Annotated in this window: 19 protein-coding genes and 1 pseudogene; 9 read left to right on the plus strand and 11 right to left on the minus strand. The window is 72.1% G+C overall.

Features of this window, described 5'->3' with window-relative positions:
- Positions 1 to 3: 3 nt before the first annotated feature.
- The 4 genes from ACIBCU_RS01615 to rsmH are packed head-to-tail and all read right to left on the minus strand — an operon-like array spanning position 4 to position 5,280.
- Complete coding sequence (locus tag ACIBCU_RS01615) at positions 4 to 1,731, minus strand: UDP-N-acetylmuramoyl-L-alanyl-D-glutamate--2,6-diaminopimelate ligase (protein ID WP_399228478.1); 1,728 nt, start codon at positions 1,729 to 1,731, stop codon at positions 4 to 6.
- Between the two features lie 16 nt (positions 1,732 to 1,747).
- Entirely contained in the window at positions 1,748 to 3,739 is a 1,992-nt protein-coding gene (locus ACIBCU_RS01620) for a penicillin-binding transpeptidase domain-containing protein (RefSeq protein WP_399228480.1), read from the minus strand.
- A 4-nt stretch (positions 3,740 to 3,743) separates the two neighbouring features.
- Positions 3,744 to 4,265, minus strand: a complete 522-nt coding sequence (locus ACIBCU_RS01625) for a septum formation initiator family protein (RefSeq protein WP_399228482.1) — start codon at positions 4,263 to 4,265, stop codon at positions 3,744 to 3,746.
- Positions 4,266 to 4,314: 49 nt separating this feature from the next.
- A complete protein-coding gene (gene rsmH / locus ACIBCU_RS01630; RefSeq protein ID WP_399228484.1) occupies positions 4,315 to 5,280 on the minus strand; it encodes a 16S rRNA (cytosine(1402)-N(4))-methyltransferase RsmH in 966 nt (321 codons plus the stop codon).
- A 409-nt stretch (positions 5,281 to 5,689) separates the two neighbouring features.
- Between rsmH and ACIBCU_RS01635 the strand changes: the two genes are divergently transcribed.
- The 4 genes from ACIBCU_RS01635 to ACIBCU_RS01650 all read left to right on the plus strand — a co-directional run bounded on the left by ACIBCU_RS01635 (position 5,690) and on the right by ACIBCU_RS01650 (position 11,279).
- Positions 5,690 to 6,253, plus strand: coding sequence for a carbonic anhydrase (locus ACIBCU_RS01635; RefSeq protein ID WP_362930460.1), 564 nt, complete (start codon positions 5,690 to 5,692; stop codon positions 6,251 to 6,253).
- 189 nt (positions 6,254 to 6,442) lie between these two features.
- Positions 6,443 to 7,489 carry a MoxR family ATPase gene (locus ACIBCU_RS01640; protein ID WP_362930462.1) on the plus strand — a complete coding sequence of 349 codons (1,047 nt, stop codon included), beginning with the start codon at positions 6,443 to 6,445 and terminating at the stop codon, positions 7,487 to 7,489.
- A complete protein-coding gene (locus ACIBCU_RS01645) occupies positions 7,489 to 8,862 on the plus strand; it encodes a DUF58 domain-containing protein (protein WP_399228488.1) in 1,374 nt (457 codons plus the stop codon). Before ACIBCU_RS01640 ends, ACIBCU_RS01645 begins: the two co-directional genes overlap by 1 nt.
- On the plus strand, positions 8,859 to 11,279 hold the full coding sequence (locus ACIBCU_RS01650; RefSeq protein ID WP_399228490.1) for a DUF3488 and DUF4129 domain-containing transglutaminase family protein: 2,421 nt from the start codon (positions 8,859 to 8,861) through the stop codon (positions 11,277 to 11,279). The genes ACIBCU_RS01645 and ACIBCU_RS01650 overlap by 4 nt, the downstream gene beginning before the upstream one ends.
- A 203-nt stretch (positions 11,280 to 11,482) precedes the next feature.
- Here ACIBCU_RS01650 and ACIBCU_RS01655 read toward each other — a convergent pair whose 3' ends face one another.
- The 3 genes from ACIBCU_RS01655 to ACIBCU_RS01665 all read right to left on the minus strand — a co-directional run bounded on the left by ACIBCU_RS01655 (position 11,483) and on the right by ACIBCU_RS01665 (position 13,589).
- On the minus strand, positions 11,483 to 11,887 hold the full coding sequence (locus ACIBCU_RS01655) for a DUF3040 domain-containing protein (RefSeq protein ID WP_033303312.1): 405 nt from the start codon (positions 11,885 to 11,887) through the stop codon (positions 11,483 to 11,485).
- 289 nt (positions 11,888 to 12,176) lie between these two features.
- Positions 12,177 to 12,947 carry a class I SAM-dependent methyltransferase gene (locus tag ACIBCU_RS01660; RefSeq protein ID WP_399228493.1) on the minus strand — a complete coding sequence of 257 codons (771 nt, stop codon included), beginning with the start codon at positions 12,945 to 12,947 and terminating at the stop codon, positions 12,177 to 12,179.
- 102 nt (positions 12,948 to 13,049) lie between these two features.
- Positions 13,050 to 13,589: an SAV_6107 family HEPN domain-containing protein gene (locus ACIBCU_RS01665; protein WP_362930470.1), complete on the minus strand. Its 540-nt coding sequence runs from the start codon at positions 13,587 to 13,589 to the stop codon at positions 13,050 to 13,052.
- A gap of 167 nt (positions 13,590 to 13,756) precedes the next feature.
- Here ACIBCU_RS01665 and ACIBCU_RS01670 point away from each other — a divergent pair, with 167 nt between their 5' ends.
- The 5 genes and pseudogenes from ACIBCU_RS01670 (at position 13,757) to ACIBCU_RS01690 (ending at position 19,567) form a co-directional block, all read left to right on the plus strand.
- Positions 13,757 to 14,530 carry an ATP-binding cassette domain-containing protein gene (locus ACIBCU_RS01670; RefSeq protein ID WP_399228496.1) on the plus strand — a complete coding sequence of 258 codons (774 nt, stop codon included), beginning with the start codon at positions 13,757 to 13,759 and terminating at the stop codon, positions 14,528 to 14,530.
- Positions 14,502 to 16,589: a YhgE/Pip domain-containing protein gene (locus tag ACIBCU_RS01675; RefSeq protein WP_362930474.1), complete on the plus strand. Its 2,088-nt coding sequence runs from the start codon at positions 14,502 to 14,504 to the stop codon at positions 16,587 to 16,589. The genes ACIBCU_RS01670 and ACIBCU_RS01675 overlap by 29 nt, the downstream gene beginning before the upstream one ends.
- A 29-nt stretch (positions 16,590 to 16,618) precedes the next feature.
- Positions 16,619 to 17,230, plus strand: a complete 612-nt coding sequence (locus tag ACIBCU_RS01680; RefSeq protein ID WP_362930476.1) for a TetR/AcrR family transcriptional regulator — start codon at positions 16,619 to 16,621, stop codon at positions 17,228 to 17,230.
- 346 nt (positions 17,231 to 17,576) lie between these two features.
- Positions 17,577 to 17,960, plus strand: a pseudogene (locus ACIBCU_RS01685) (DUF4126 domain-containing protein); the annotation flags it as partial.
- A gap of 110 nt (positions 17,961 to 18,070) precedes the next feature.
- Positions 18,071 to 19,567 carry a phytoene desaturase family protein gene (locus ACIBCU_RS01690; protein WP_399228498.1) on the plus strand — a complete coding sequence of 499 codons (1,497 nt, stop codon included), beginning with the start codon at positions 18,071 to 18,073 and terminating at the stop codon, positions 19,565 to 19,567.
- Between the two features lie 55 nt (positions 19,568 to 19,622).
- Here ACIBCU_RS01690 and ACIBCU_RS01695 read toward each other — a convergent pair whose 3' ends face one another.
- From ACIBCU_RS01695 to ACIBCU_RS01710, 4 genes are all read right to left on the minus strand, one after another.
- Entirely contained in the window at positions 19,623 to 20,543 is a 921-nt protein-coding gene (locus ACIBCU_RS01695) for a hypothetical protein (RefSeq protein WP_362930480.1), read from the minus strand.
- Between the two features lie 50 nt (positions 20,544 to 20,593).
- Positions 20,594 to 21,511, minus strand: coding sequence for a methylenetetrahydrofolate reductase [NAD(P)H] (gene metF / locus ACIBCU_RS01700; RefSeq protein ID WP_362930482.1), 918 nt, complete (start codon positions 21,509 to 21,511; stop codon positions 20,594 to 20,596).
- 119 nt (positions 21,512 to 21,630) lie between these two features.
- Entirely contained in the window at positions 21,631 to 22,281 is a 651-nt protein-coding gene (thiE, locus tag ACIBCU_RS01705) for a thiamine phosphate synthase (protein ID WP_399228501.1), read from the minus strand.
- A gap of 147 nt (positions 22,282 to 22,428) precedes the next feature.
- Positions 22,429 to 22,794 (minus strand): Rv2175c family DNA-binding protein, encoded by a 366-nt coding sequence (locus ACIBCU_RS01710; RefSeq protein ID WP_104789789.1) that lies wholly within the window; start codon positions 22,792 to 22,794, stop codon positions 22,429 to 22,431.
- Between the last annotated feature and the right edge of the window lie 28 nt (positions 22,795 to 22,822).

Consider the following 22,822-nt stretch of genomic DNA (forward strand, 5'->3'; position numbering starts at 1 on the left):
TGGTCATCCCTGACTGTTGTTCTCGTGGGTGTGTACGCGGTCCTCGGCGTGCGCGGCGTCCGTGCGCCCCAGGGAGCGTTCGATGGCCTCGCGCAGGACCTTCCGGTCGTCGAAGGGGCGCACCACTCCGTGGATGTCCTGGCCCTGCTCGTGTCCCTTTCCGGCCACCAGCACGGTGTCGCCGGGTTCGGCCCGGGCGACCGCGGCGGCGATGGCCGCGGCCCGGTCGGCCTCCACGAGCACGTCGCCGCGCTCGTGGACGGGTACCTCCGCCGCGCCGGAGAGCATCGTGGCGAGGATCGCGAGCGGATCCTCGGAGCGGGGGTTGTCGGAGGTCAGTACGGCCGTGTCGGCGAGCCGTGCCGCAGCGGCGCCCATCGCGCCGCGCTTCGTCGTGTCGCGGTCGCCGCCGCAGCCGAGCACGATGAGCACCCGGCCCTCGGTGACCTTCCGCAGGGAGCGCAGGACGGATTCGACGGCGTCGGTCTTGTGCGCGTAGTCGACGACCGCGAGGTACGGCTGTCCGGCGTCGACGCGTTCCAGCCGGCCGGGTACGCCGGGGACGGCCGCGATGCCGTCGGCCGCGGTCTGCGGGTCGACGCCCGCGACGGCCAGGGTGACGATCGCGGCGAGGGTGTTGGCGACGTTGAACGGGCCGGGCAGCGGGGCCCTGGCGGTGACGCGCTCGCCCTTGGGGCCGATCACGGTGAAGCTGCTGTCCCGGGGGCCGACTTCGACGTCCTCGGCCCGCCACTCGGCGTCCGGGTGGCCCTCCGCCGAGAAGGTGACGACCGGGACGGACGCCTCCTTGACCAGTCGGCGGCCGTACTCGTCGTCGAAGTTGACGACGCCGAGCTTGCTGCGCTCCGGGGTGAACAGCTGCGCCTTGGCCTGGAAGTAGTCCTCCATCCCGGAGTGGAACTCCATGTGCTCCGGGCTGAGGTTGTTGAACACGGCGACGTCGAAGACGCAGCCGTCGACCCGGCCGAGCACCAGGGCGTGGCTGGAGACCTCCATGGCGACCGCCTCGACCCCGCGTTCGCGCATGACGGCGAACAGTGCCTGGAGGTCGGTGGCTTCGGGAGTGGTGCGCTCCGACTTGATGCGCTCGTCGCCGATCCGCATCTCGACGGTGCCGATCAGTCCGGTGCTGCGTCCGGCGCCGCGCAGCCCGCCCTCGACGAGGTAGGCCGTGGTGGTCTTGCCGGACGTTCCGGTGATGCCGATCTGGAGGAGGCCGACGCCCGGCCGTCCGTAGATCTCGGCCGCGATGTCCCCCATCCGGCCGCGCGGGTCCCCGGTGACGAGGACCGGGAGGCCGGTGGCGGCGGCGCGCTCGGCGCCCGCCGGGTCGGTGAGGATCGCGGCCGCGCCGAGGCCCGCGGCCTGGGCGGCGAAGTCGGCACCGTGGAAACGGGCACCGGGCAGGGCCGCGTACACGTCTCCGGGACGCACGGCCCGGGAGTCGTGGGTGATTCCGGTGACCTCACCGGAATCCTGCGGTCCGGCACCGAGCCTGGCGGCCAGCTCTCCGAGGGACGTGGGCCGGAGCCTGTCCGGTCGGGGCGCTCCCGGGTAGGTCACAGGCGCGTCCTTCTGAGTGGTTTGACACTGATCAGCGTGGGGCACGGCGGTGAGCGTACCGGGCGGACCCGGCCTCTCGCGAAGTGAGGGGCCGGGGTTGCGGTACTTCTCGTTCCGGTTCCCGGGATCAGGGGTGATGGTCGTCACTGAGGGTTCCCCCGAGTTACTCGCCGGGCTTGAAGGACACCGGCAGCCGGGCGGGATCGCTGCCGGAGGGAGGGGTCTGGAGGGTCTTCAGGGCGAACTCCATGACCTTCTTGTAGATCGGGCCACAGATCTGGCCGCCGAAGTAGCTGCCCTTGGTGGGGTTCTGGATGGCGCAGTAGACGGTGATCTGCGGATCGTCGGCGGGGGCGAACCCCGCGAAGGACGCGGTGTAGCCCTTGTAGACGCCGCGTACGGGGTCGACACGGTTGGCCGTGCCGGTCTTGCCCGCGACCCGGTAGCCCTCGATGTGGGCCTTGGTCCCGGTGCCTTCCTCGTCGTCCACCACGGACTCCAGCATCTTCGCCAGCGTCTTGGCCGTCTTCTCGCTGACCACCCGGGTGCGTTCCGGGGCTTCGGACGCCGTGTAGCGGTCGTCCGCGTCCTTGGTCCCGCGGACCAGGGTGGGCTCGATCCGGACCCCGCCGTTGGCGATGGTCTGGTAGACCGAGGCGGCCTGCATGGCGTTGAGCGAGAGTCCCTGGCCGAACGGGATCGTGTACTGCTGCGAGGTCGACCAGTCCTTGGGGTGGGCGATGATGCCGGGCGACTCCCCCGGGTAGTCGAGCCCCGTGGTGCTGCCGATGCCGAACTTGCGCAGGTACGAGTACAGGACCTTGTTGGCCTCGGCCTGGGTCTTCCCGAGCTGCCCGGTGGCCAGGATGGTGCCGATGTTGCTCGACTTGGCCAGTACGCCGTTGAGCGTGAGGTACCAGGTGGGGTGGTCGATGTCGTCCCGGAAGAGCCGGTCGCCCCGGTGCAGCCGGTTGGGCACGGTGACGTGCGTACCGGGCGTGGCCGCCCCCTCCTCCAGCACCGCGGCCATGGACATGACCTTGCTGGTGGAGCCGGGTTCGTACACGTCCTGGAGCGCGGCGTTGCCCAGGGCGGCCGCGTTGCTCTGCGCGAGGTCGTTGGGGTCGTAGCCGGGGGCGTTGGCCATGGCCAGCACCTCACCGGTCTTCGTGTTCTGGACGACCACGTAGCCGCGGTCCGCCTTGGACTTCTCGACCTGGTCGGCGATGGCGCGCTGGGCCGCCCACTGGATGTCGCGGTCGATCGTCAGCTCGACATCGGTGCCGGCGACGGCCGGGATCTCCGTGGAGCCGGCGGTCGGCACGGGCCGGCCGCCCGCCTGGGCGTAGCGGATCTTGCCGTCCTCGCCCTGGAGCTGCTTGTTCAGCTGTGCTTCCAGGCCGCCGCCGCCCTTGCCCTCGGCGTTGACGAATCCCAGTATCCCGGCGGCGAGGTCGCCGTTGGGGTACACGCGCTTGGTGGTGGGCTCCTGGAGGACCCCGGCCAGGACGTTGGCTCCGGGGCCGCCCTTCGCCTTGTCCTCGGCCGCCTTCTCCGCGAAGACGGACTTGAGGTCCTTGATCTGCTTCCAGACCTGCGGGGTCTGGCGCCGTGCCAGCACCGTGTAGCGGCTCTTGGGGGCGGAGAGCTTCTTCGCCAGGTCCGCCTCGTCCTTGCCGAGGATCGGGGCGAGCAGGGCCGCCGCCTGCTGCGGCGCGTCCGGGGCCTTGCTGTCCTCGGGTGTGAAGAGCTTCGGATCGGCCGTGATGTCGTGCGCGTCGACGCTGGTGGCCAGGGCGATGCCGCTGCGATCGGTGATCTCACCGCGTTCGGCGGCGATCGTGTACTCCAGATAGCGGTTCTTCTCGGCCTTGGCGGAGTACGTGTCGGCGTCGACGGCCTGGACCTGGAGGAGCCGGACGACGAACGCCAGCATGACGAGGGTCAGGCAGAGGCTGATCAGGCGCAGCCGGGGGCGCGGGCTGCCCAGCCGGATGGACCGCGGGGAGCCGCCGCGTCGCTTCCTGGCCGCCGGGCTCCGCGGGCGCCGGGCGTCAGGACGGGCGGCGGGCCGGGGGCGCCCCGGTCCGCCGGCCGCGTTACGGGAGCGCGCGGGGCCGGGGACACGGCGGCGCGGCGGTTCCTTGGACGGCACTGCGTCACCTGCCGGGGCTCGTCGGGGGCGGGGTCGGGGTGTTCGAGGCCGGTGCGGTGGGGGCCGTCGACGGCGTCGCGGGGGACGCGGAGCCGGAGGACGAGGCCGGTCCGGCCGCAGTCGCCTCCGGCTCCGGGTCCTCGGTGGGGGGAGGCTGCGCGGTGGCCCGCTCGGGCTCTCCGCGAACGGTGCCGTCCGGGTTCAGGAAGGCGGGGCTCCCGCCGGGCACCATGCCGAGCTCCCTGGCCCGGCGCTCCAGCGCGTCGGGTTCGGAGTAGCTGTCGACGTCCCTCTGGAGGGCCTGCTGCTCGTCGGTGAGCTCGGTGGTCTCCCGCTTGAGCTTGCTCAGTCTGAACGATCCTTCATTGAGCGCCGAGTTCAGCAGCAGGAGCGAGATCAGGCCACCCGCGAGCAGGAGCACGACCAGCAGGACGAAGGGGGTGCGGGCGGCGGTGCTCGGCCCCGACGGCATCAGCCGGGCGAGCCGGCCGGCCCGCCCCTTCATCTGCTCGGCCGTCCTGGTCACCGCGGTGCCACCGTCCTCATGCGTGTCCGGCCGGCCCGGCGGGGTCCGCTCATCGCTCCTCCTCGCGGATCCGCTGGGCGCCGCGCAGCCTGGCGGGGGCGGCACGCCGGTTCTCGGCGACCTCGTCCTCGGTGGGCAGTTCGGCGCCGCGGGTCAGCAGCTTCAGCCTGGGCTGGTACCGCTCGGGGACCACGGGCAGTCCGGGCGGCGCCGTGTTGGCGGCGCCGGCGGCGAAGACCTGCTTGACGAGACGGTCCTCCAGCGAGTGGTACGAGAGGACGGCGATCCGGCCGCCGACGGCGAGACTCCGCACCGCCGCCGGAATCGCCCGCTCCAGGACGGTGAGTTCACCGTTCACCTCGATGCGCAGGGCCTGGAAGGTGCGCTTGGCCGGATTGCCGCCGGTGCGCTTGGCGGCCTGCGGCAGGGAGTCACGGATCAGCTCGACGAGGCGTGCGCTGTTGCTGAAGGGTTCCTTCTCGCGTTCGCGGACGACGGCGGAGACGATGCGCTTGGCCTGCTTCTCCTCGCCGTACGCGCGCAGGATCCGCACGAGTTCGCCCGGCGGGTAGGTGTTGAGCACCTCGGCCGCGCCGATGCCCGTCGTCTGGTCCATGCGCATGTCGAGCGGCGCGTCCTGGGCGTACGCGAAGCCGCGGTCCGCCTCGTCCAGCTGCATGGAGGAGACACCGAGGTCGAACAGCACCCCCTGAACCTTGGGGATCCCCAGCCGGTCGAGGACCTCGGGGAGTTCGTCGTAGACCGCGTGCACCAGCCTGGCGCGGTCGCCGTACGGGGCGAGGCGCTCGCCCGAGAGCCGCAGCGCTTCCTTGTCCCGGTCGAGGGCGACCAGCCGGACCTCGGGGAAGGCGGCGAGCAGGGCCTCGCTGTGCCCACCGAGCCCGAGGGTGCAGTCGACGACGACCGGGGGCCTCGGTCCCGTCGCCTCCAGAGCCGGGGCCAGCAGGTCCAGGCATCGCTGGAGCATCACCGGGACGTGTCGGGTCTGGCTCAAAGCGCCCTCTCAGGCTATGTCCCGTGTGGCCGCACATACGGCCTGGTCCCCGCCCGCCCGGAAGGGGAGGTCGGCCGGCGCCGGGGAAGGAGGCGTCGGCCGGCCGACGGGCGGGAGAGGGCCGGACCGCATGTACGCCGCACATCACGGGGAACTCGAAACATGTAAAAATATGCAGAATGTGCAGGCGTGTCGGTAACTTCGCGTCACTTTAGTCCACCCTGCCATTCGATCCATTCCCGATCAACGAACCGCGCAGCGCGTCGCACCGCCGCGACGGAGCGGGAACCTCACCCGGCCGGGTGCCCGACGGTGAAGCCTGTGGGTTACCTCACAACAAGCCACGTTGACGTTCTTTGTCCCCTTTCACAGCACGCCAAGCGCAGTCTCGAACGCTAACGTCATAGCTATGTCGACTTCTGCGCAGACTTCCGCCCAGACCGATTCCACTTCGTCCCCCGCCGCCCGTTCCGGAGGGACGGTCACCGACCGCCTGGTCGAACTGAACACGCGTTACGCGGAGGAGTTCAGCGACCCGGGCATGGACGCGCGGCCCGTGCTGCAGGTCGCCGTGGTCGCCTGTATGGACGCCCGCCTCGACCTCCACGCCGCGCTCGGCCTGGAGCTCGGCGACTGCCACACCATCCGTAACGCGGGCGGCGTCGTCACCGACGACGTCATCCGGTCGCTGACGATCAGCCAGCGGGCGCTCGGCACCCGCAGCGTCGTGCTCATCCACCACACGAACTGCGGCATGGAATCGATCACCGAGGAGTTCCGGAAGGATCTGGAGTTCGAGGTCGGACAGCGCCCGGCCTGGGCGGTGGAGGCCTACACGGACGCCGACCAGGACGTACGGCAGTCGATGCAGCGCGTGCGCACCTCTCCGTTCCTCCTGCACACGGACGACGTCCGCGGCTTCGTCTTCGACGTGACCACCGGCTCGCTGCGCGAGATCCTGCCCGCCTCCTGAACCCCTCGACATACGGACCACATCCGGCATTTCGCCCCCACTTATCCACAGGCGAGTGACACGAAGCGGTAACGGCAACAAGAATGCGGGTGTGACATCTCTCCGGGTCCTCCGGAGAGTGTCCGTATTTCGGGGCGGGCCGGGCAGCTTTGTGCGTCGGCCCGTGCACAAGGGGCCGAGGAGGGCCGGGTGACGACCTATGACGATCGAGCGAGCCTCACGGATCTGACCACCACAGCGGAGCGGGTACGCAGGTCGGTCGAGGGTGTGATCGAGGGCAAGCCTGAGGTCGTACGGCTTTCTCTGACCGTGCTGCTCGCCGAGGGGCATCTCCTGATCGAGGATGTGCCCGGGGTCGGCAAGACGATGCTGGCCAAGGCGCTGGCACGGTCCATCGACTGTTCGGTGCGGCGCATCCAGTTCACACCGGACCTGCTGCCCTCGGACATCACCGGGGTCTCGATCTTCGATCAGCAGCGACGGGACTTCGAGTTCAAGCCGGGCGCGATCTTCGCCCAGATCGTGATCGGCGACGAGATCAACCGCGCGTCGCCCAAGACCCAGTCGGCGCTGCTGGAGTCGATGGAGGAACGCCAGGTCACGATCGACGGGCACACCTACGAGCTGCCCGATCCCTTCATGGTCGTGGCCACCCAGAACCCGGTGGAGATGGAGGGGACCTACCCCCTGCCCGAGGCGCAGCGCGACCGCTTCATGGCCCGGGTCTCGATCGGCTACCCGAGCGCCGAGGCCGAGCTCCAGATGCTCGACGTGCACGGCGGGGCTTCCCCGCTGGACGACCTGCAGCCGGTGGCCCATGCCCACGACATCGTGAAGCTGATCGACGCGGTGCGCACGGTCCACGTGGCCGAATCCGTCCGGCGCTACGCCGTGCAGCTGGTGGCGGCCACCCGCCAGCACCCGGATCTCAGACTCGGGGCCTCGCCGCGCGCGACCCTGCATCTGCTGCGCGCCGCGAAGGCGTCGGCCGCGCTGAGCGGGCGGGACTACGCCCTGCCGGACGACGTCCAGGCCCTCGCGGTCGCGGTGCTCGCCCACCGGCTGCTGCCGACCGCCCAGGCGCAGCTCAACCGCCGTACGGCCGAGCAGGTCGTGCTGGACATCCTGCAGCGCACCCCGGTGCCGACGTCGGGCGGCCCGGCGGCCCCCGCGCAGCCCCAGCACCATCCGGGCACCCCGGTGTACGGCCGGCAGCCCGGCGCACGGCGGCTGTGATGACGTCCGGGGCGCCCGGCCCCGTGGACGACAGCGACGACAAGGGCGGCCTGCGGGCCGCGCTCGGCGGACTCACGACGCGGGGGCGGTCCTTCCTGGCCGCCGGCGTGGCGGCGGCGGTCTGCGCCTATGTGCTGGGCCAGGGCGACCTGCTCCGGGTGGGCCTGCTGCTGGCGGTGCTGCCGCTGGTCTGCGTCACCGTCCTCTACCGCACCCGCTACAGGGTGGCCGGCAGCCGCCGGCTGTCGCCGTCCCGGGTGCCGGCGGGATCGGAGGCGCGGGTCCATCTGCGCATGGACAACGTGTCCCGCCTGCACACGGGCCTGCTCATGCTCCAGGACCGCGTTCCGTACGTCCTCGGCCCGCGGCCCCGCTTCGTGCTGGACCGGGTGGAGCCGGGCGGCGTACGGGAGGTGTCCTACCGGGTCCGCTCCGACCTGCGCGGGCGCTACCCGCTGGGACCGCTGCAGCTGCAGCTGAGCGATCCGTTCGGGATGTGCGAGCTGACGCGCTCCTTCAGCGCCTACGACACCCTCGTGGTCATCCCCCGCACCGAGCCCCTTCCGCCGCTCCGGCTGGCCGGGGCGACCTCCGGGTACGGCGACGGCAGGCAGCGTTCGCTGGCGCTGGCCGGTGAGGACGACATCATTCCGCGCGGTTACCGCCACGGTGACGACCTGCGCCGGGTGCACTGGCGCTCCACCGCACGCTACGGCGAGCTGATGGTGCGGCGGGAGGAACAGCCGCAGCGCGCGAGGTGCACGGTGCTGCTGGACACCCGGCGGATCGCCTATCAAGGGGCCGGCCCCGGATCGGCCTTCGAATGGGCGGTGTCCGGGGCGGCGTCCACGCTGGTGCACATGCTGGAGCGGGGCTACGCGGTGCGGCTGCTCACGGACGAGGGGAGCTCCGTGCCGGGTGAGAGCGCGGACGGCTTCGCCGGATCTACCCAGGAGTCCGCGGACTCGGCTGGTCTGATGATGGACACCCTCGCGGTCGTCGACCACTCCGACGGGGGCGGTCTCTCCCGGGCGTACGACGTGCTGCGCGGGGGTAACGAAGGGCTGCTGGTGGCGTTCTTCGGCGATCTCGACGAGGAGCAGACGGCGGTGGCGGCCAGGATGCGGCAGCGCAGCCGGGGGGCCGTCGCGTTCGTGCTGGACGGCGACAAGTGGGCGCGCGGCGCGGAAGCCGTGCCGTCGGCACCCGTCTCCGACCGCTTGCGGCTGCTGCGCGAGGCGGGATGGACGGCGATGGCGGTGCCACCCGGGGCGGAGCTCGCCCGGCTGTGGCAGCAGACGGGCCAGGAGGGATCGGGCGACCGGTCGCCCGCGGCCGGAACGACGACGGGGCTCTCCGGGAGTTGGTCATGAGCGGGCGTACCCGGCTGGCGCTGTGCGCCTTCGCGGCCACGATGCTGGCGGCAGGCTCGTTGCTGCCCCTGGTCGAGACGTCGAAGTGGGTCCTGCAGGCCGCGTTCCTGCTGGCCCTCCAGAGCGGTGTGGGCGTGCTCGCCCGCCGGATGCGCGTGGCGCGGATCCTCACGGTCTCCCTCCAGGTGCTCGTGACCCTGCTGGCCCTGACCGTGGCGTTCGCCAGGGAGCACGCCCTGTTCGGTGTGGTGCCCGGGCCCCAGGCGGTCCAGCGGCTCGCGGAGCTGCTGACCCTGGGCGCCGACGACGTCAACAGGTACGCCATTCCGGCACCGGCGACGGACGGCATCCGGCTGATGCTGATCGGCGGCGTGCTGCTGATCGGGCTCACCGTGGACGTCCTCGCGGTGACCCTCCGCGCCGCGGCGCCGGCCGGTCTGCCGCTGCTCGCCCTCTACTCGGTCGCGGCCGGGCTCTCCGACGGCGGGGCCGGCTGGCTCTGGTTCCTGCTCGCGGCGTGCGGCTATCTGCTTCTCCTGCTGGCCGAGGGCCGGGACCGGCTGTCCCGGTGGGGACGGGTGTTCGGCGGTGTGTCCCGTACGTCGGGCGGTCTGGCAGCCGGCCTGGACGGGTCCGGGCGCGCCGTGGCGTCGGTCCGTACGGGGCGGCGCATCGGCGTCGTGGCGCTGGGCATCGCGCTGGCCGTACCCGCGGCCCTGCCCGCGCTCGACGGCGGGCTCCTGGGCGGCACAGGAGGAGGGTCGGGCAGAGGGAGCGGCGGGGGCACGATCTCCGCGGTGAACCCGCTGGTCTCGCTGCAGAACAATCTCAACCAGCCGGAGAACCGGGAGGTGATGTCGTACCGCACCAACTCGGGGAACCCGCAGGACTTCTATCTGCGCATCCTGGCTCTGGACCAGTTCAACGGCAGCGAGTGGCGTCCGTCGACCCGCCGGCTGAGGGACGTCCCGGCCAGGCTGCCGCAGCCGGCCGGCCTGGACGGCGGTGTCGCCGTCACCGAGATCCGGACGAACATCTCGGCGTCCCGCTCGTACCAGCAGACGTATCTTCCGCTCCCCTACCCGGCGAGCGAGGTGGACATCCAGGGCCGCTGGCGGTTCGAGCCCGAGGGGCGCACCCTCGTCGGCGACGACGGCCAGACGACGCGCGGCGCCCGGTACGAGGTCAGCAGTCTGGTGGTGGAGCCGACGGCTGCGCAGCTCGCCGCGGCCATGGAACCGCGTTCGGACCTGGCCCGTGAGTACACGCGGGTTCCCGCGTCGCTGCCCGATGTGGTCGAGGAGACCGCCCAGCAGGTGACCGCGGGTGCCTCCAACGACTACGAGCGTGCGGTGAAGCTGCAGGACTGGTTCGCCTCGGCGGGCGGTTTCCGCTACGACACGACGGTGACGTCGGGCACCGGCACCGCCGCGATCGAGCGTTTCCTGAAGGACAAGGAGGGCTTCTGCGTCCACTTCTCCTTCACGATGGCCGCCATGGCCAGGACCCTGGGCATCCCGGCCCGGGTCGCGGTGGGCTTCACGCCCGGCACGGTCCAGGCGGACGGTTCGGTGTCGGTCGGGCTGCGGGACGCGCACGCCTGGCCCGAGCTGTATTTCGAGGGCGTGGGCTGGACCCGCTTCGAGCCGACACCGTCCCGCGGCACCACCCCGGCGTACACCCTGCCGGACGCTCCCTCGCAGGACCCCAGCGATCCGGCGCTGCCGACGGAAGGTGCCTCCACGGCGCCCACGGCCGCCCCTTCCGCCACGGAGTCCTGCCCCGCGCAGATGCGTCAGCAGGGTGAGTGCGGTGCGTCCACGGCCCCCGGCGCGATGGACTCCGCCGACCCCGGGACCCCGGCCGGCACGGTGGCGCTGTGGGTGATCGGCGCCCTGGTGGTGCTCACCCTCCCGCTGCTGCCGATGCTCTGGCGAATACGGGCTCGTGGCCGGAGGCTCGGCTCGTCAGGAGGGCGTACGGCCGTCGACGCGGCGGCCAGGGTGATGGCCGCCTGGGGGGAGATCACCGATTCGGCCTGGGACCACGGCATTCCGCCGGACGAGTCGCAGACCCCTCGTAAGGCGGCGGCGCGCGTCGTACGGCTGGGGCAGCTCGACGGGCAGGCGGCCGCCGCGGTCCACCGGGTGGCGGGTGCGGTGGAGCAGGTGCTGTACGCACCCGAACCGGGCCCCGCCTCCGCGTCGGCCGATGATGTGCGGGCCGTCCGGGCGGGACTGTGGGCCTCGGCCGGCCGGTGGGCGAAGGTGCGTGCGACGCTCGCGCCCCGTTCGGCCATCCGGGTGATCTGGGCGCTCTCGGAACGCCGGACGGAGTTCGGCCGCCGGTGGTCGGAGCGCGCGGGACGCGACCGCTGGGCGGCGCGGCTGCGCCGCCCGTCACGGCAGCAGGGCTGATCCCCTGGAGCGGGGCCGGCGGCCAGCGGGCCCGGCTCCAGGAACGGGACGGTTGCGGGTCACCGGCAGAGCGGGAAACGCGTGAGGGGCGGTCGCTTCACAGCGACCGCCCCTCACGTGAGAGGTCCAGCGTCAAGTTCTCGGTGTGCGCGGACCGCGTCCGGTGCCGGCGGCTGCCCGCCGCCGGCCGGGAAGCGGAAAGCTCACTGGCCCTGTTCGTCGCGGCGGCGCTGCCACCGCTGTTCGATCCGGTTCATCATCGACCGGCGCTGCCTGGGGTGTCGGCGTTCGCCTCCGCCCCCGCTCGCACTCCCCGCCGGCTGCTGCTCACCGGGCTTCGGCGCCTTGCGCCATCCGGTGACCGCCAGCACGGCACAGCCCAGCATGACGAGGAACCCCGCCACGCTGACCCAGGTCTGCTGGAAAACCATTCCGGCCATGAGGAGCGCGATACCCACCAGAAAACCGGCTACCGCCTGGTAGACCCGTCGCCGGGTGTACCTGCGCAGCCCGCTTCCCTCAAGCGCTGTAGCGAACTTGGGATCTTCGGCGTACAGCGCTCGCTCCATCTGCTCGAGCATTCGCTGCTCGTGCTCCGAGAGCGGCACGGAGTCCTCCTCGTCGTCGGCCGCGGGGGCGACCGGTATGCGGCCCTTCCAGGATAGGCAGGGATTCGCCCCCGTGAAACCCGCCCTCTAGCCATAGCCAGTCCGGACCGCCATTTCGGCTCGGCTGCTGAGGCGTAGATTCCCCGACCTCCGATCCGTCATGCCGGATGGTGTCACCCGATCATACGGGGCTCGCGGCCCGATCGGGTGTTCCCGGCAGTACTCCGTCTGCAGCTGCGTTGCTGATCAGCCGTGCTCCCGCCGCTTTCGCGGCCGTACTCCGGCAGGGTCACCGTCGCGGCTGGGCGCGCTTCTCTCCCAGAACGTGCAGCTGGGTCGCCACCGAGTGGAAGGCCGGCACTTCCGCGACGGCCGCTTCCAGCTTGAGGAGCTCCTCCATCGCGCCCGGTTCGGTGTCCACGAGGACGCCCGGCACGAGGTCGCCGAAGACCCGGACACCGTGGACCGCGCCGACCTCGACGCCCGCGGCGGCGACCAGTCCGGTCAGCTGGTCGGCGGTGAACCTGCGGGGCACGGGGTCGCCGTCGCCCCAGCGCCCGGCGGGGTCCGTCAGCGCCTGCCGGGCCTCGGCGAAGTGGCCCGCGAGCGCCCGGGCCAGGACGGCACCGCCGAGGCCGGCGCCGAGCAGGCTGAGGGCACCGGACGGGCGGAGCGCGTCGACCGCGTTGCGCACGCCCTCGGCGGGGTCGTCCACGTACTCCAGGACGCCGTGGCAGAGGACCGCGTCGTAACCGGCACGGTCCACCACCTCGAAGAGGCCGAGGATGTCGCCCTGGACGCCTCGGACGCGGTCGGCGACACCGGCCTCGTCGGCCCGGCGCTCCAGCGCGAACAGGGCGTTCGGGCTGGGGTCGACGACGGTGACGCGGTGGCCGAGCCGGGCGACGGGCACGGCGAAGTTGCCGGTCCCGCCGCCGGTGTCCAGCACGTCCAGGGCTTCCCTGCCGGTCGCCTTGACCCGGCGCTCGAGAGCCTCCTTGAGGACCTCCCAGACCACGGCGGTACGGAGGGAGGCGCGGGGGCGCAGCTGGTCCGACACGGCAGTTGACTCCTCGGCACGGTGCCGCCACGGACGGCGGAGCGTGAACAGTGCAGGTGGTACGGGTGCTGTCCACCCTATTGCCTCGCACCGCCGGAGTGGTCATCCCGCGTCGGGCCGCAGACCGGAGCCGTCCCTCCGGGGCTGCGGCAGGACGGGCTGGAGGACCAGCATCCGCTCGACCAGGCGAAGGAACATGGCCGCGTCACGCAGCAGATCGTCGGCGTCGCGGCTGGTGGCCGCGCCCGGTATGCCCGCTTCCGCCCGGGCCCTGCGCGGGGCTCCGGAGGCGAACAGCGCACTCCATTCGGTGAGTTCCGGCGCGATGTCCGGGAGGACCTCCCAGGCGCTGCGGATCCGCTCCCTGCGGCGCCTGCCGGTCTCGGGCCGCCCGCGAGCGGCGAGCACGGCGGCCGCGGTGCGCAGCGCGGCGAGGTGGGCGGTGGCGTACCGCTCGTTGGGCACGTCGAGTACGGCGGCCTCGTCCAGGCCGGCGTGGGCCTGGGCGAGCAGATCGAGAGCGGCGGGCGGCGCCGTGGTGCGGCGCAGAACGGGGTGGACGTCGGTTGCCGGACCGGTCAGTGAGGGGGCAGGGCTGCCTGCGCGGCGCCGCGGGGCGGCGGCTGCGGACGAGCTGGCCATGACGAACCTCCTGTCGTCGTGTGACGGCTCCGTGGCCGTATGTATCCATCGTGACGGCCCCCACTGACAATCCCTCAGATCGCGCCTCTGGCCAGGCACTTTGCTTCGCGCACGAGTTCGGGCTAGTTTTTGCACTGACCAGTCAGTGCAAAAATGGGGGTGGGGTCGTGGACAGCCCGCACGGGGCGTCTCTGAGCGCCGAGGACTTCGGGCTGAAGGGTCCGCGCGGCTGGGCCTTCCGGGGGGTGCAGTTCACCGCCGGTCCCGGATCGCTCGTCGCGGTGGAAGGGCCCTCCGGCTCCGGCCGTACGTGTCTGCTGCTGGCGCTCACCGGCCGGATGCGTTCCACTCAGGGGCACGCCGAGGTCGGGGGTGAACGCCTGCCCGGACGGCTCGCCGCCGTGCGCCGCTTCAGTGCCCTCGGCCCGGTCCCCGGGGTCAGCGACCTGGACCCCTCCCTCACCGTGGCCGAGCACCTGCGGGAACGGGCCCTGCTGCGGCGCCGCTTCGGCGGTTCGCCGCGTGCCCTGCTGCGGCCCCGCGCCGAACGCGCCGCCACGGCCCGGGCGTCGATCGACACCGCGCTGGAGGCCGCGGGGCTCGATCTCGCGGTGCTGCCCAAGGCCGAACGGACCTCCGTACGCGACCTGGAGCGTCTGGAGGCCCTGCGCCTGTCCGTGGCCCTCGCCCTGATGAGCCGTCCGCGGCTCCTCGCCGTCGACGACACGGACCTCAAACTCTCCGCCACGGACCGCGCCCTGGCCTGGGAGCTGCTCCGCACCCTCGCGGCCGGCGGGACCACGGTGCTGGCCGTGTGCAGCGAGTCCCCGGAGGACGCGCTCACCGTGCGCACCCGCCCGGAGGCCGGAGCGGACATACCCGACGACACGACGACCGGGAAGGACACGGCCGATGCGATCGCCGAGACTGGCCGCGCTTGAGCTGCGGCGGTTCGGGAGGGGCCGGATGCCGCGCGCCGCACTCGTGGCGCTCCTCCTGCTGCCCCTGCTGTACGGAGCGCTCTACCTCTGGTCGTTCTGGGACCCGTACGGGCGCCTCGACCGCATCCCCGTCGCGCTCGTCAACGAGGACAAGGGGGCGGACACCGGCGGCGAACACCTCGCGGCCGGTGACGAGATCACCGGCAAGCTGCTCGACTCGAAGGTCTTCGACTGGCACCGGGTCGGCTCAGCCGAGGCGGAGAAGGGCGTCGAGGACGGGACGTACTACCTCTCGCTGACCATGCCGTCGGACCTCAGCGAGCGGATCGCGTCGAGCTCCGGGGACTCCCCCGGCACCGGCGCCCTGCGGGTGCGCACGAACGACGCCAACAACTACATCGTCGGGCAGATCTCCAGGACGGTCTTCGCCGAGGTCCGCAGCGCCGCCTCGGCCAAGGCCTCACGCGGCTTCCTGGACCGGATCTTCATCAACTTCTCGGGTCTGCACGACGCGACCGCGAAGGCGGCCAAGGGGGCGGACGACCTCGAGAGCGGCCTCACGAAGGCGAAGAAGGGCTCCAAGGACCTCGCGGACGGCCTCAAGGACGCCAAGTCGGGCAGCGGCACGCTCTCCACCGGCGTCACCAAGCTGGACAAGGGCGCCGGCGACCTCGAGACGGGGTCCCGGCAGGTCGCCGGCGGCACGCAGCTGCTCGCCGACAAGGTCAACGCGGTCGCCGAGGACGTACGCCCGTTCCTGAAGGACAACGGAAAGGCCATCGGGGACACCGCCCGGCTGGTCGCCGACTCCTCGAAGGCCGTACGCGACAACCTGGACCTGCTGGCCGAAGCGGCGCCCACCGCCTCGGCCGCCGCCCACACGGCCTCCGACGACCTGGCCGAGGTCTACCGCGACCGCTGCGAGGACCAGCCGCTGCCCGACCCCGGGGTCTGCCCGCAGCTGAAGCGCGCCAAGACCGCGGCAGAGGACGTCGCGAAGGTGTCCGACGATGTGAACGCCCTGGTCGAGAACCAGAAGGGCGACCTGGCGAAGCTGCGGACCCAGCTGACCACCCTGGAGAAGCAGGCCGACGCCCTGGCGAAGCGCTCGCCGAACCTGGACGCGGACCTGGAGTCCGCCGTGAAGAAGATCAACGCGCTCAACACGGGAGCGCACAAGGTCGCCAAGGGTGCCGACACGCTCCACACGGGCCTCGGGACCGCCAGGAAGGGCGCAGGGGACCTGGACGCCGGCGTCAAGAAGCTCAAGGCGGGCGCGACGACCCTGGACAGCGGGCTGTACCGGCTGGGCGACGGCTCCTCGACGCTCGCCCAGGGGCTGAACGACGGGGTCGGCAAGATCCCCGACTACGACAAGAAGGACCGTGACGCCCGTACCGGTGTCATGGCCGACCCCGTGCGGCTGGCCTCGTCCTCGCTGCACGCGGCGCCCAACTACGGCACCGGCTTCGCCCCGTACTTCATCCCGCTCTCGCTGTGGGTGGGTGCGATGGTGGCGTACATGCTGATCCAGCCGCTCAACCGGCGGGCGCTCGCGGCCGGGGCGCCGGCCTGGCGGATCGCCTTCGCGGGCTGGCTGCCCGTCGCCGCGACCGGCCTGCTCCAGGTCGCCGCCCTGATGTCGGTGCTGCACTGGCAGCTCGGCCTGCGGATGACGCACGCCGCCGGGACGATCGGCTTCCTGGCCCTGGTGACCTGCTGCTTCGCAGCGATCGTGCAGTGGCTCAACGCCCGCTTCGGCGCGGCGGGCCGGATTCTCGTCCTGGCGGTGCTGATGCTGCAGCTGACCTCGGCCGGGGGCACCTATCCCGTCCAGACCAGTCCTGGGTTCTTCGGGGCGATCCACCCCTACCTGCCGATGACCTACGTCGTGGACGGGCTGCGCCGGCTGATCACGGGCGGCGGGCTCGGCCCGGTCTGGCAGGGCTGCGCCGTGCTGCTGGCCTTCACCGCGGGTGCTCTGGCGCTGACCGCCCTGTCCGCCCGCCGCAAGCAGGTGTGGACCCTGGACCGGCTGCACCCCGAGCTGAGTCTGTGACCGTGCCGGGACCTGTGAGAATCAAGGGCATGGACAGCAGTGGCACCACGCGCCGACAGGTCACCCGGCAGAAGCTCTACGAGGCGGCGGTGACCCTCATCGCGGAAAAAGGGTTCTCCGCGACGACGGTCGACGAGATCGCCGAACGCGCCGGGGTGGCCAAGGGCACGGTCTACTACAACTTCAAGAGCAAGACCGAGCTGTTCGAGGAGCTGCTGCGGCACGGCGTCGGCCTGCTCACCCAGTCGCTGCGTTCGGCCGCCGACTCGACGGAGGCGGAGGGCGGCACCCGTGTGGAGGCGCTGGACGCGATGATCAGGGCCGGTCTGGTCTTCATGGACCGCTACCCGGCCTTCACCCAGCTGTACGTCGCCGAGCTCTGGCGCACCAACCGTGCCTGGCAGTCGACCCTCCTGGTGGTGCGCCAGGAGGCCGTGGCCGTCGTCGAGGAGGTGCTCCGCGAAGGCGTCGCGGGCGGCGAGCTCAGCGAGGAGATCGACATCCAGCTGACGGCCGCCGCACTGGTCGGGATGGTCCTGGTGGCGGCTCTCGACTGGCAGGCGTTCCAGCCCGAGCGGACGATCGACGACGTGCACTCCGCGTTGTCGCTGCTGCTGCACGGCCGGGTCAGCGGGCGCTGAGGCGGCCCGCGCACGGGAAACGCCGGTCCGGTGGAATTCGATCCCCCCGAATTCCGCCGGACCGGCGTCCCGTTCCGCCGCGAAGCCCTCCCCCGTGACCCCCGTGCTGTCCCCCGTGGTCCCGGAGCTCCGCGTCGTGCACCCCCGTTACGTCCGGGGTGCCGCGCCGTTCCGCCGCCCCGTGCCGGCGGTCCTGGCGCCACGCCCCTTCCGTGGTCTCCACTCTTCCGTCCGCGCAGGCGGGAGCCCATCCGCATCCCTACTCATCTCCCGCACTGGGTAGAGGTACTCAGGCCTGTGCCACAAGGCCCACCCGGGCCTCCCCCGACTGGTTACGATCGCGTCCGTGGCCGTACTCCCCCTGGTGTTCACGAGTGGCTGGGCGAGCGGGATCAACGCCTACGCGGTGGTCCTCCTCTTCGGCATCTTCGGCGCGACCGGTCTCACGGACGAGGTGCCCGAGTCCCTGCAGCGCACCGATGTGCTCGTGACCGCCGGTGTGCTGTTCCTGTGCGAGGCGGTGGCCGACAAGATCCCGTACGTGGACTCGGCCTGGGACACGGCGCACACGGTGATCCGGCCCGTGGCGGGCGCTGTCGTCGCCGCGCTGCTGGCAGGCGAGAGCGGCTCGCTGCCGGAGCTCGCGGCGGGAGCCGTGGGCGGCTCCACCGCGCTGATGAGCCACCTGGTGAAGGCCGGCACCAGGATGGCGGTCAACACCCCGGATCCTCCGGTTCCTGCGCCGTAGGCCCCAGCGCCGCGAGGAGAGACGTCTGGCCGGGGCGGGCAGGCACCGGCCTCACGAATGAGCTGTCGGTGGCACCCCTTAGGGTCACTGACATGGCACGAATTGCGGTGATCGGCGCCGGGACCGGCGCGATGGCGGCGGCTGCCCGGCTCTCCGTGGCAGGCCACCGGGTGACGGTGTACGAGCGGTCGGAGACCTACGGCGGCTCGCTCGGCCGGTACACGCGTGACGGTTTCGCCTTCGACACCGGCCCCGGGCTGCTGCATCTCCCCGCGGTCTACCGCGACCTGTTCGTGAAGACCGGCAAGGAGAGCCTGGAGCAGTGCGTCACGCTCACCCAGGTCGACCCGGCGAGCCGCCACCTCTTCGCGGACGGCACGACGGTGTCCCTGCCCAACGCCTCGCGGGCGGGAGTGGTCGGCGCGCTGGACCGTGCACTCGGTGAGGGGGCCGGGGCCCGCTGGGGGGACTTCCTCGGCCGGGCCGGGACCGCCTGGGACCGGTCGCGCAGGCCGCTGCTGGAGGAGCCGCTGCCCGAGGACCCTCGACCACTGGGCCGCGACCCCTACCCAGCGGTGCGCCGGCGCAGGCTGTTGCGCGCCGCCCGGGAGGCGGGGACGGTGGCGGAGGTGGGGGCCTGGGAGCTGGCGGACCCCCGCCTGGCGGCCCTGCTCGACGGTTACGCCCTGTCGTACGGGCTCGACCCCCGCCGCGCCCCGGCCGCCGCGGCCCTCCTGCCGTACATGGAGGAGACGTTCGGCACCTGGTACGTCGCCGGGGGCATGCGCGCGCTGGCCGACGCGGTGTACGAGCGGTGCCTGGCCCGCAGGGTGGAGTTCGTCTTCGGCGCCGAGGCGGTCCGTGTGTCCGAGAAGGACGGGCGGGTGGCAGGGGTCGAGCTGGCGGACGGCACAGGCGTGGACGCCGATCATGTGGTTCTCGGCGCGCAGCCGGCGCCCGGTCTCCTGCCGGTCAGGGAGGGGTGGCCCACCAGGGAGCACGGGGCTCCGGCACCGGGACGCTTCGTCGTCCTGCTGTCGCTGCGCGGCGCCCGGGAGCCCGGCGCCGTGCACCGGACCGTGGTGCACGCCGCGGACCCGGGCGCGGAGCAGGAGGCGGTCTTCGGCGGCCGGACGGCGGAGCGGCCCACGGTGACGGTGCTGCGCCCGGACGACCCGGCCACCCGTCCCGACGAGGAGCACGAGGCGGTGACCCTGATGGTGACGGTGGCGCCGCACGGTCCGGTCGACTGGACGGACGCCGCGCTGCGCCGGCGGTTCGCGGACGCGGTGATCGGCCGGGCCGCCGAGGCCGTTCCGGGTCTCCGCGAGCGGATGATCCACGCCGAGGTGCGCACGCCCGCCGAGACGGCGGCCGACACGGGAGCCGAGGGCGGTTCGGTGCCGGCTCCGGCCCTGGCCGGGGCGGGCGGCGCGTATCTGCACTCCGGGAACCGCACCCCGCTGCCGGGCCTGTATCTGGCGGGCGGCTGGTCGCATCCGGGCGGCGGGCCGGCCCACGCCGGGATGTCGGGCGCCCTGGTGGCCGGACTCGTCGTGGAGGGTGACGGCTTCCGCGGCTCGCAGTGAGCCCGCGGCCGGCACACCGGGGCCGGCCGCCGCGTGCCGGCGGCCGGTCCGCGGGTCAGTAGCGGTACTGCTCGTTCTGGCCGGGGTCGTATCCGTTGCCGTACGGAGCGGGCTGGACGGGTGCCTCCGGCGGCAGCGGGGGGTGGTACTGGTCGCTCTCGCGCTGCTGCGGGACCCAGACGCCGCCCGGCGGGGTGTCGGTGTACTGCCCGGCGTACGGCTCCGCGGGCTGCTGCCCGGCGCCGTAGGAGGGGTCGTAGCCGCTGCCGTAGCTGTCGTACGCCGCGTACTGCCCGGTGTCCGTGGTGGTGCCCGTGCCGATGTAGGGGTCGGAGTAGGCGGCGTGGCCGGCCTGGTCCGTCCCGTAGTCGTACTGGCCCGCGTAGGTGCCCTGGTCCTGGTGGGTGTCCTGGCCCCCGTAGCCGCTCTGCCCGCCGTAGAGATCCTGGCCGGCCGGCTGGCCGTAGCCGTTGTACGGGTCGTAGCCGGCGTACTGGGGCTGCGGTTCGCCGTGCTGGTCCTGGCCCTCGCGGCCCGCGGGGGCGGGGTCGGTGTAGATGCCGTACTGCCCGGTGTCGTCCGGCAGCGGCTCCGGCGCGTAGACCGCGGCGTGGGCTGCCTCCGTCTGCTGGTCTCCCTCGTACTCCAGGCCGGAGACCTCGAGCGTGGGCTTCTGGGCCCCCGGGCCGCCTGCTCCGCGCCGGCGGCGGCTCTCACCCGGGCTGCCGCCGATGGCCCATCCCGTCGAGAAGCCGCGCCTGAAGGAGAGCGTCACATACGTCTGGCCCGTCGCGAAGGCGATCGCCCCGAGGGCGATCACCGGCACCGAGGGGATCAGGACACCGAGGACCACACCCAGGAAGCCGCCGAAGGCGAGCAGCCGCCAGCGCAGGCGTGCCTTGTACTGCAGGAGCACCTCGCCCAGCAGCCACAACGCCACTATGCCGAATGCGATGTAGAGGACCGTCCAGCCCACGCCCGCCCCCTCCTACGGCCACCGCCCCGGTTGGTGGCGGGTACGGCCGGTCAGGACTGCTTGTGCAGTCCGAGATTCTCGTAGATCTCGAGTGTCGCCGTCGAGTTGTTGAGCGTGATGAAGTGCAGCCCCGGGACACCCTCGGAGAGCAGCTTCGCGCAGAACTCCGTGGCGAACTCGATGCCAATGGAGCGTACAGCCGCCGGGTCGTCCTTCGCGGCGAGGATGCGCTCTTTCAGCGAGGAAGGCAGGGACGCGTTGCTGAGCTGCGCGAATCTCTCCAGTTGTTTGACACTGGTGAGCGGCATCACCTCGGGGATGACCGGGGTGTCGCAACCCGCGGCGACCACGCGGTCACGCATCTGCAGATAGCTCTCCGGGTGGAAGAACATCTGGGTGATCGCGTAGTCGGCACCGGCGCGGCACTTGTCCACGAAGTGACCGATGTCGGTGTCCCAGTCGGCGGATCGCGGGTGCATCTCGGGAAAGGCCGCGACGCCGACGCAGAAATCACCGGCTTCCTTGATCAGCCGGACGAGATCCGCCGCGTACCGCACGCCTTGCGGGTGCTCGATCCACTCGCCCATCGGGTCGCCGGGCGGGTCTCCGCGCACCGCGAGGATGTTGCGGATACCTGCGTCGGCGTACTGCCCGACCATGTTGCGCAGCTCGGCCACGGAGTGGTCGACGGCGGTGAGGTGTGCGACGGGCGTGAGCGTGGAGTCCGCGGCGATCTGCTGGGTCGCCCGGACCGTCCCGGCGCGGGTCGAACCGCCGGCCCCGTACGTCACGGAGACAAAGCTCGGTCCCACCGCCTCGACCCGGCGCAGGGCGTTCCAGAGGTTCCGTTCGCCCTTCTCTGTCTTGGGCGCCCAGAACTCGAACGAGAACGACGTCTCGCCGGTCGCGAGCAGCTCACGCACGGTGCGCGCGTGATCTGTCCGGGTGGAAGGTGTACCAAGGGCCATACTGGGAGGTTAACCAGGGCCTGGCGGTACCCCAACCAGAGCGAGCGAATTGCCCGGAATGAGGTGGGTTTTGTCCACCCTTCGGACAGCCGCTCCGACGGGGTGCGGGGCCGTCCGGTTCAGATGGCGTGTGCCCGGATGCGCCGCGCGAGCGATGCTGCCGCCTCGGCCGGGTCCGCCGCCTCGGTGATCGCCCGCACGACGACGACGCGACGGGCGCCGGCGTCCAGCACCTCGTCCAGATTGCCGGCGTCGATCCCGCCGATGGCGAACCACGGCCGCGTCGTGCCGAGCGAGGCGGCGTGGCGCACCAGGCCGAGGCCCGGGGCGTGCCGGCCGGGCTTGGTCGGGGTGGGCCAGCAGGGGCCCGTGCAGAAGTAGTCGACGCCGGCCTCGGCGACAGCGGCGTCGACCTCGGCCTCGGCGTGGGTGGAGCGGCCGATCACCACGTCGTCGCCGATGACGGCGCGGGCGGCCGGCACCGGCAGATCGCCCTGCCCGAGGTGCAGCACGTCGGAGCCGATGGCATGGGCGACATCGGCCCGGTCGTTCACCGCGAGGAGCGCTCCGTGGCGCTTGCAGGCGTCGGCGAACACCGCGAGGTGTTCGAGCTCCTCGGCCGCCTCCATGCCCTTGTCCCGCAGCTGCACGATGTCCACGCCGCCGGCCAGCACGGCGTCGAGGAACTCGGGGAGGTCCCCCTGCCGCTTGCGGGCGTCCGTGCACAGATAGAGCCGGGCGCCGGAAAGCTGGTCGCGAGGCGTGGACATGAGGATTTCCCCCGTCGGTACGTCGTTGGATCACTGAGGCGGCGACAACTCACCGTACGTCGATGGATCGCCGTGCCGGCAGGCCCGGTTACGGCGGAGTGCGGGCCGTGATGTGCCACGGCCCGCACCTCGCCCACGGTCCTCCGGTCAGACGGCGAGCGCCTGGGCCCGGCGCTTCACCTCCGTACCGCGATTCTCGCTCAGGGCCTGCGCGGGCGTGCCGGGCAGGGTCGGGTCGGGGGTGAAGAGCCAGTCCAGCATCTCTTCGTCGTTGTAGCCGTCGTCCCTCAGGAGCGTCAGGGTCCCTGCGAGACCCTTGACCACCTTGTTGCCGTCGATGAAGGCGGCAGGCACCTGGAGCGCCCGGTTCTCACCACGTCGTACGGCGATCAGCTGGCCTTCCTTGACCAGCTGCCGTACGCGCGTCACCTCGACATCGAGCATTTCCGCGATGTCGGGAAGGTGGAGCCATGCGGGGACGAGAGCATCGATCTTTGCGTCAATCTCGGTCACAGGGACAAGCGTGCCATCCCGGACCGAC

Source organism: Streptomyces sp. NPDC051064 (assembly GCF_044455985.1).
Taxonomy (GTDB): domain Bacteria; phylum Actinomycetota; class Actinomycetes; order Streptomycetales; family Streptomycetaceae; genus Streptomyces.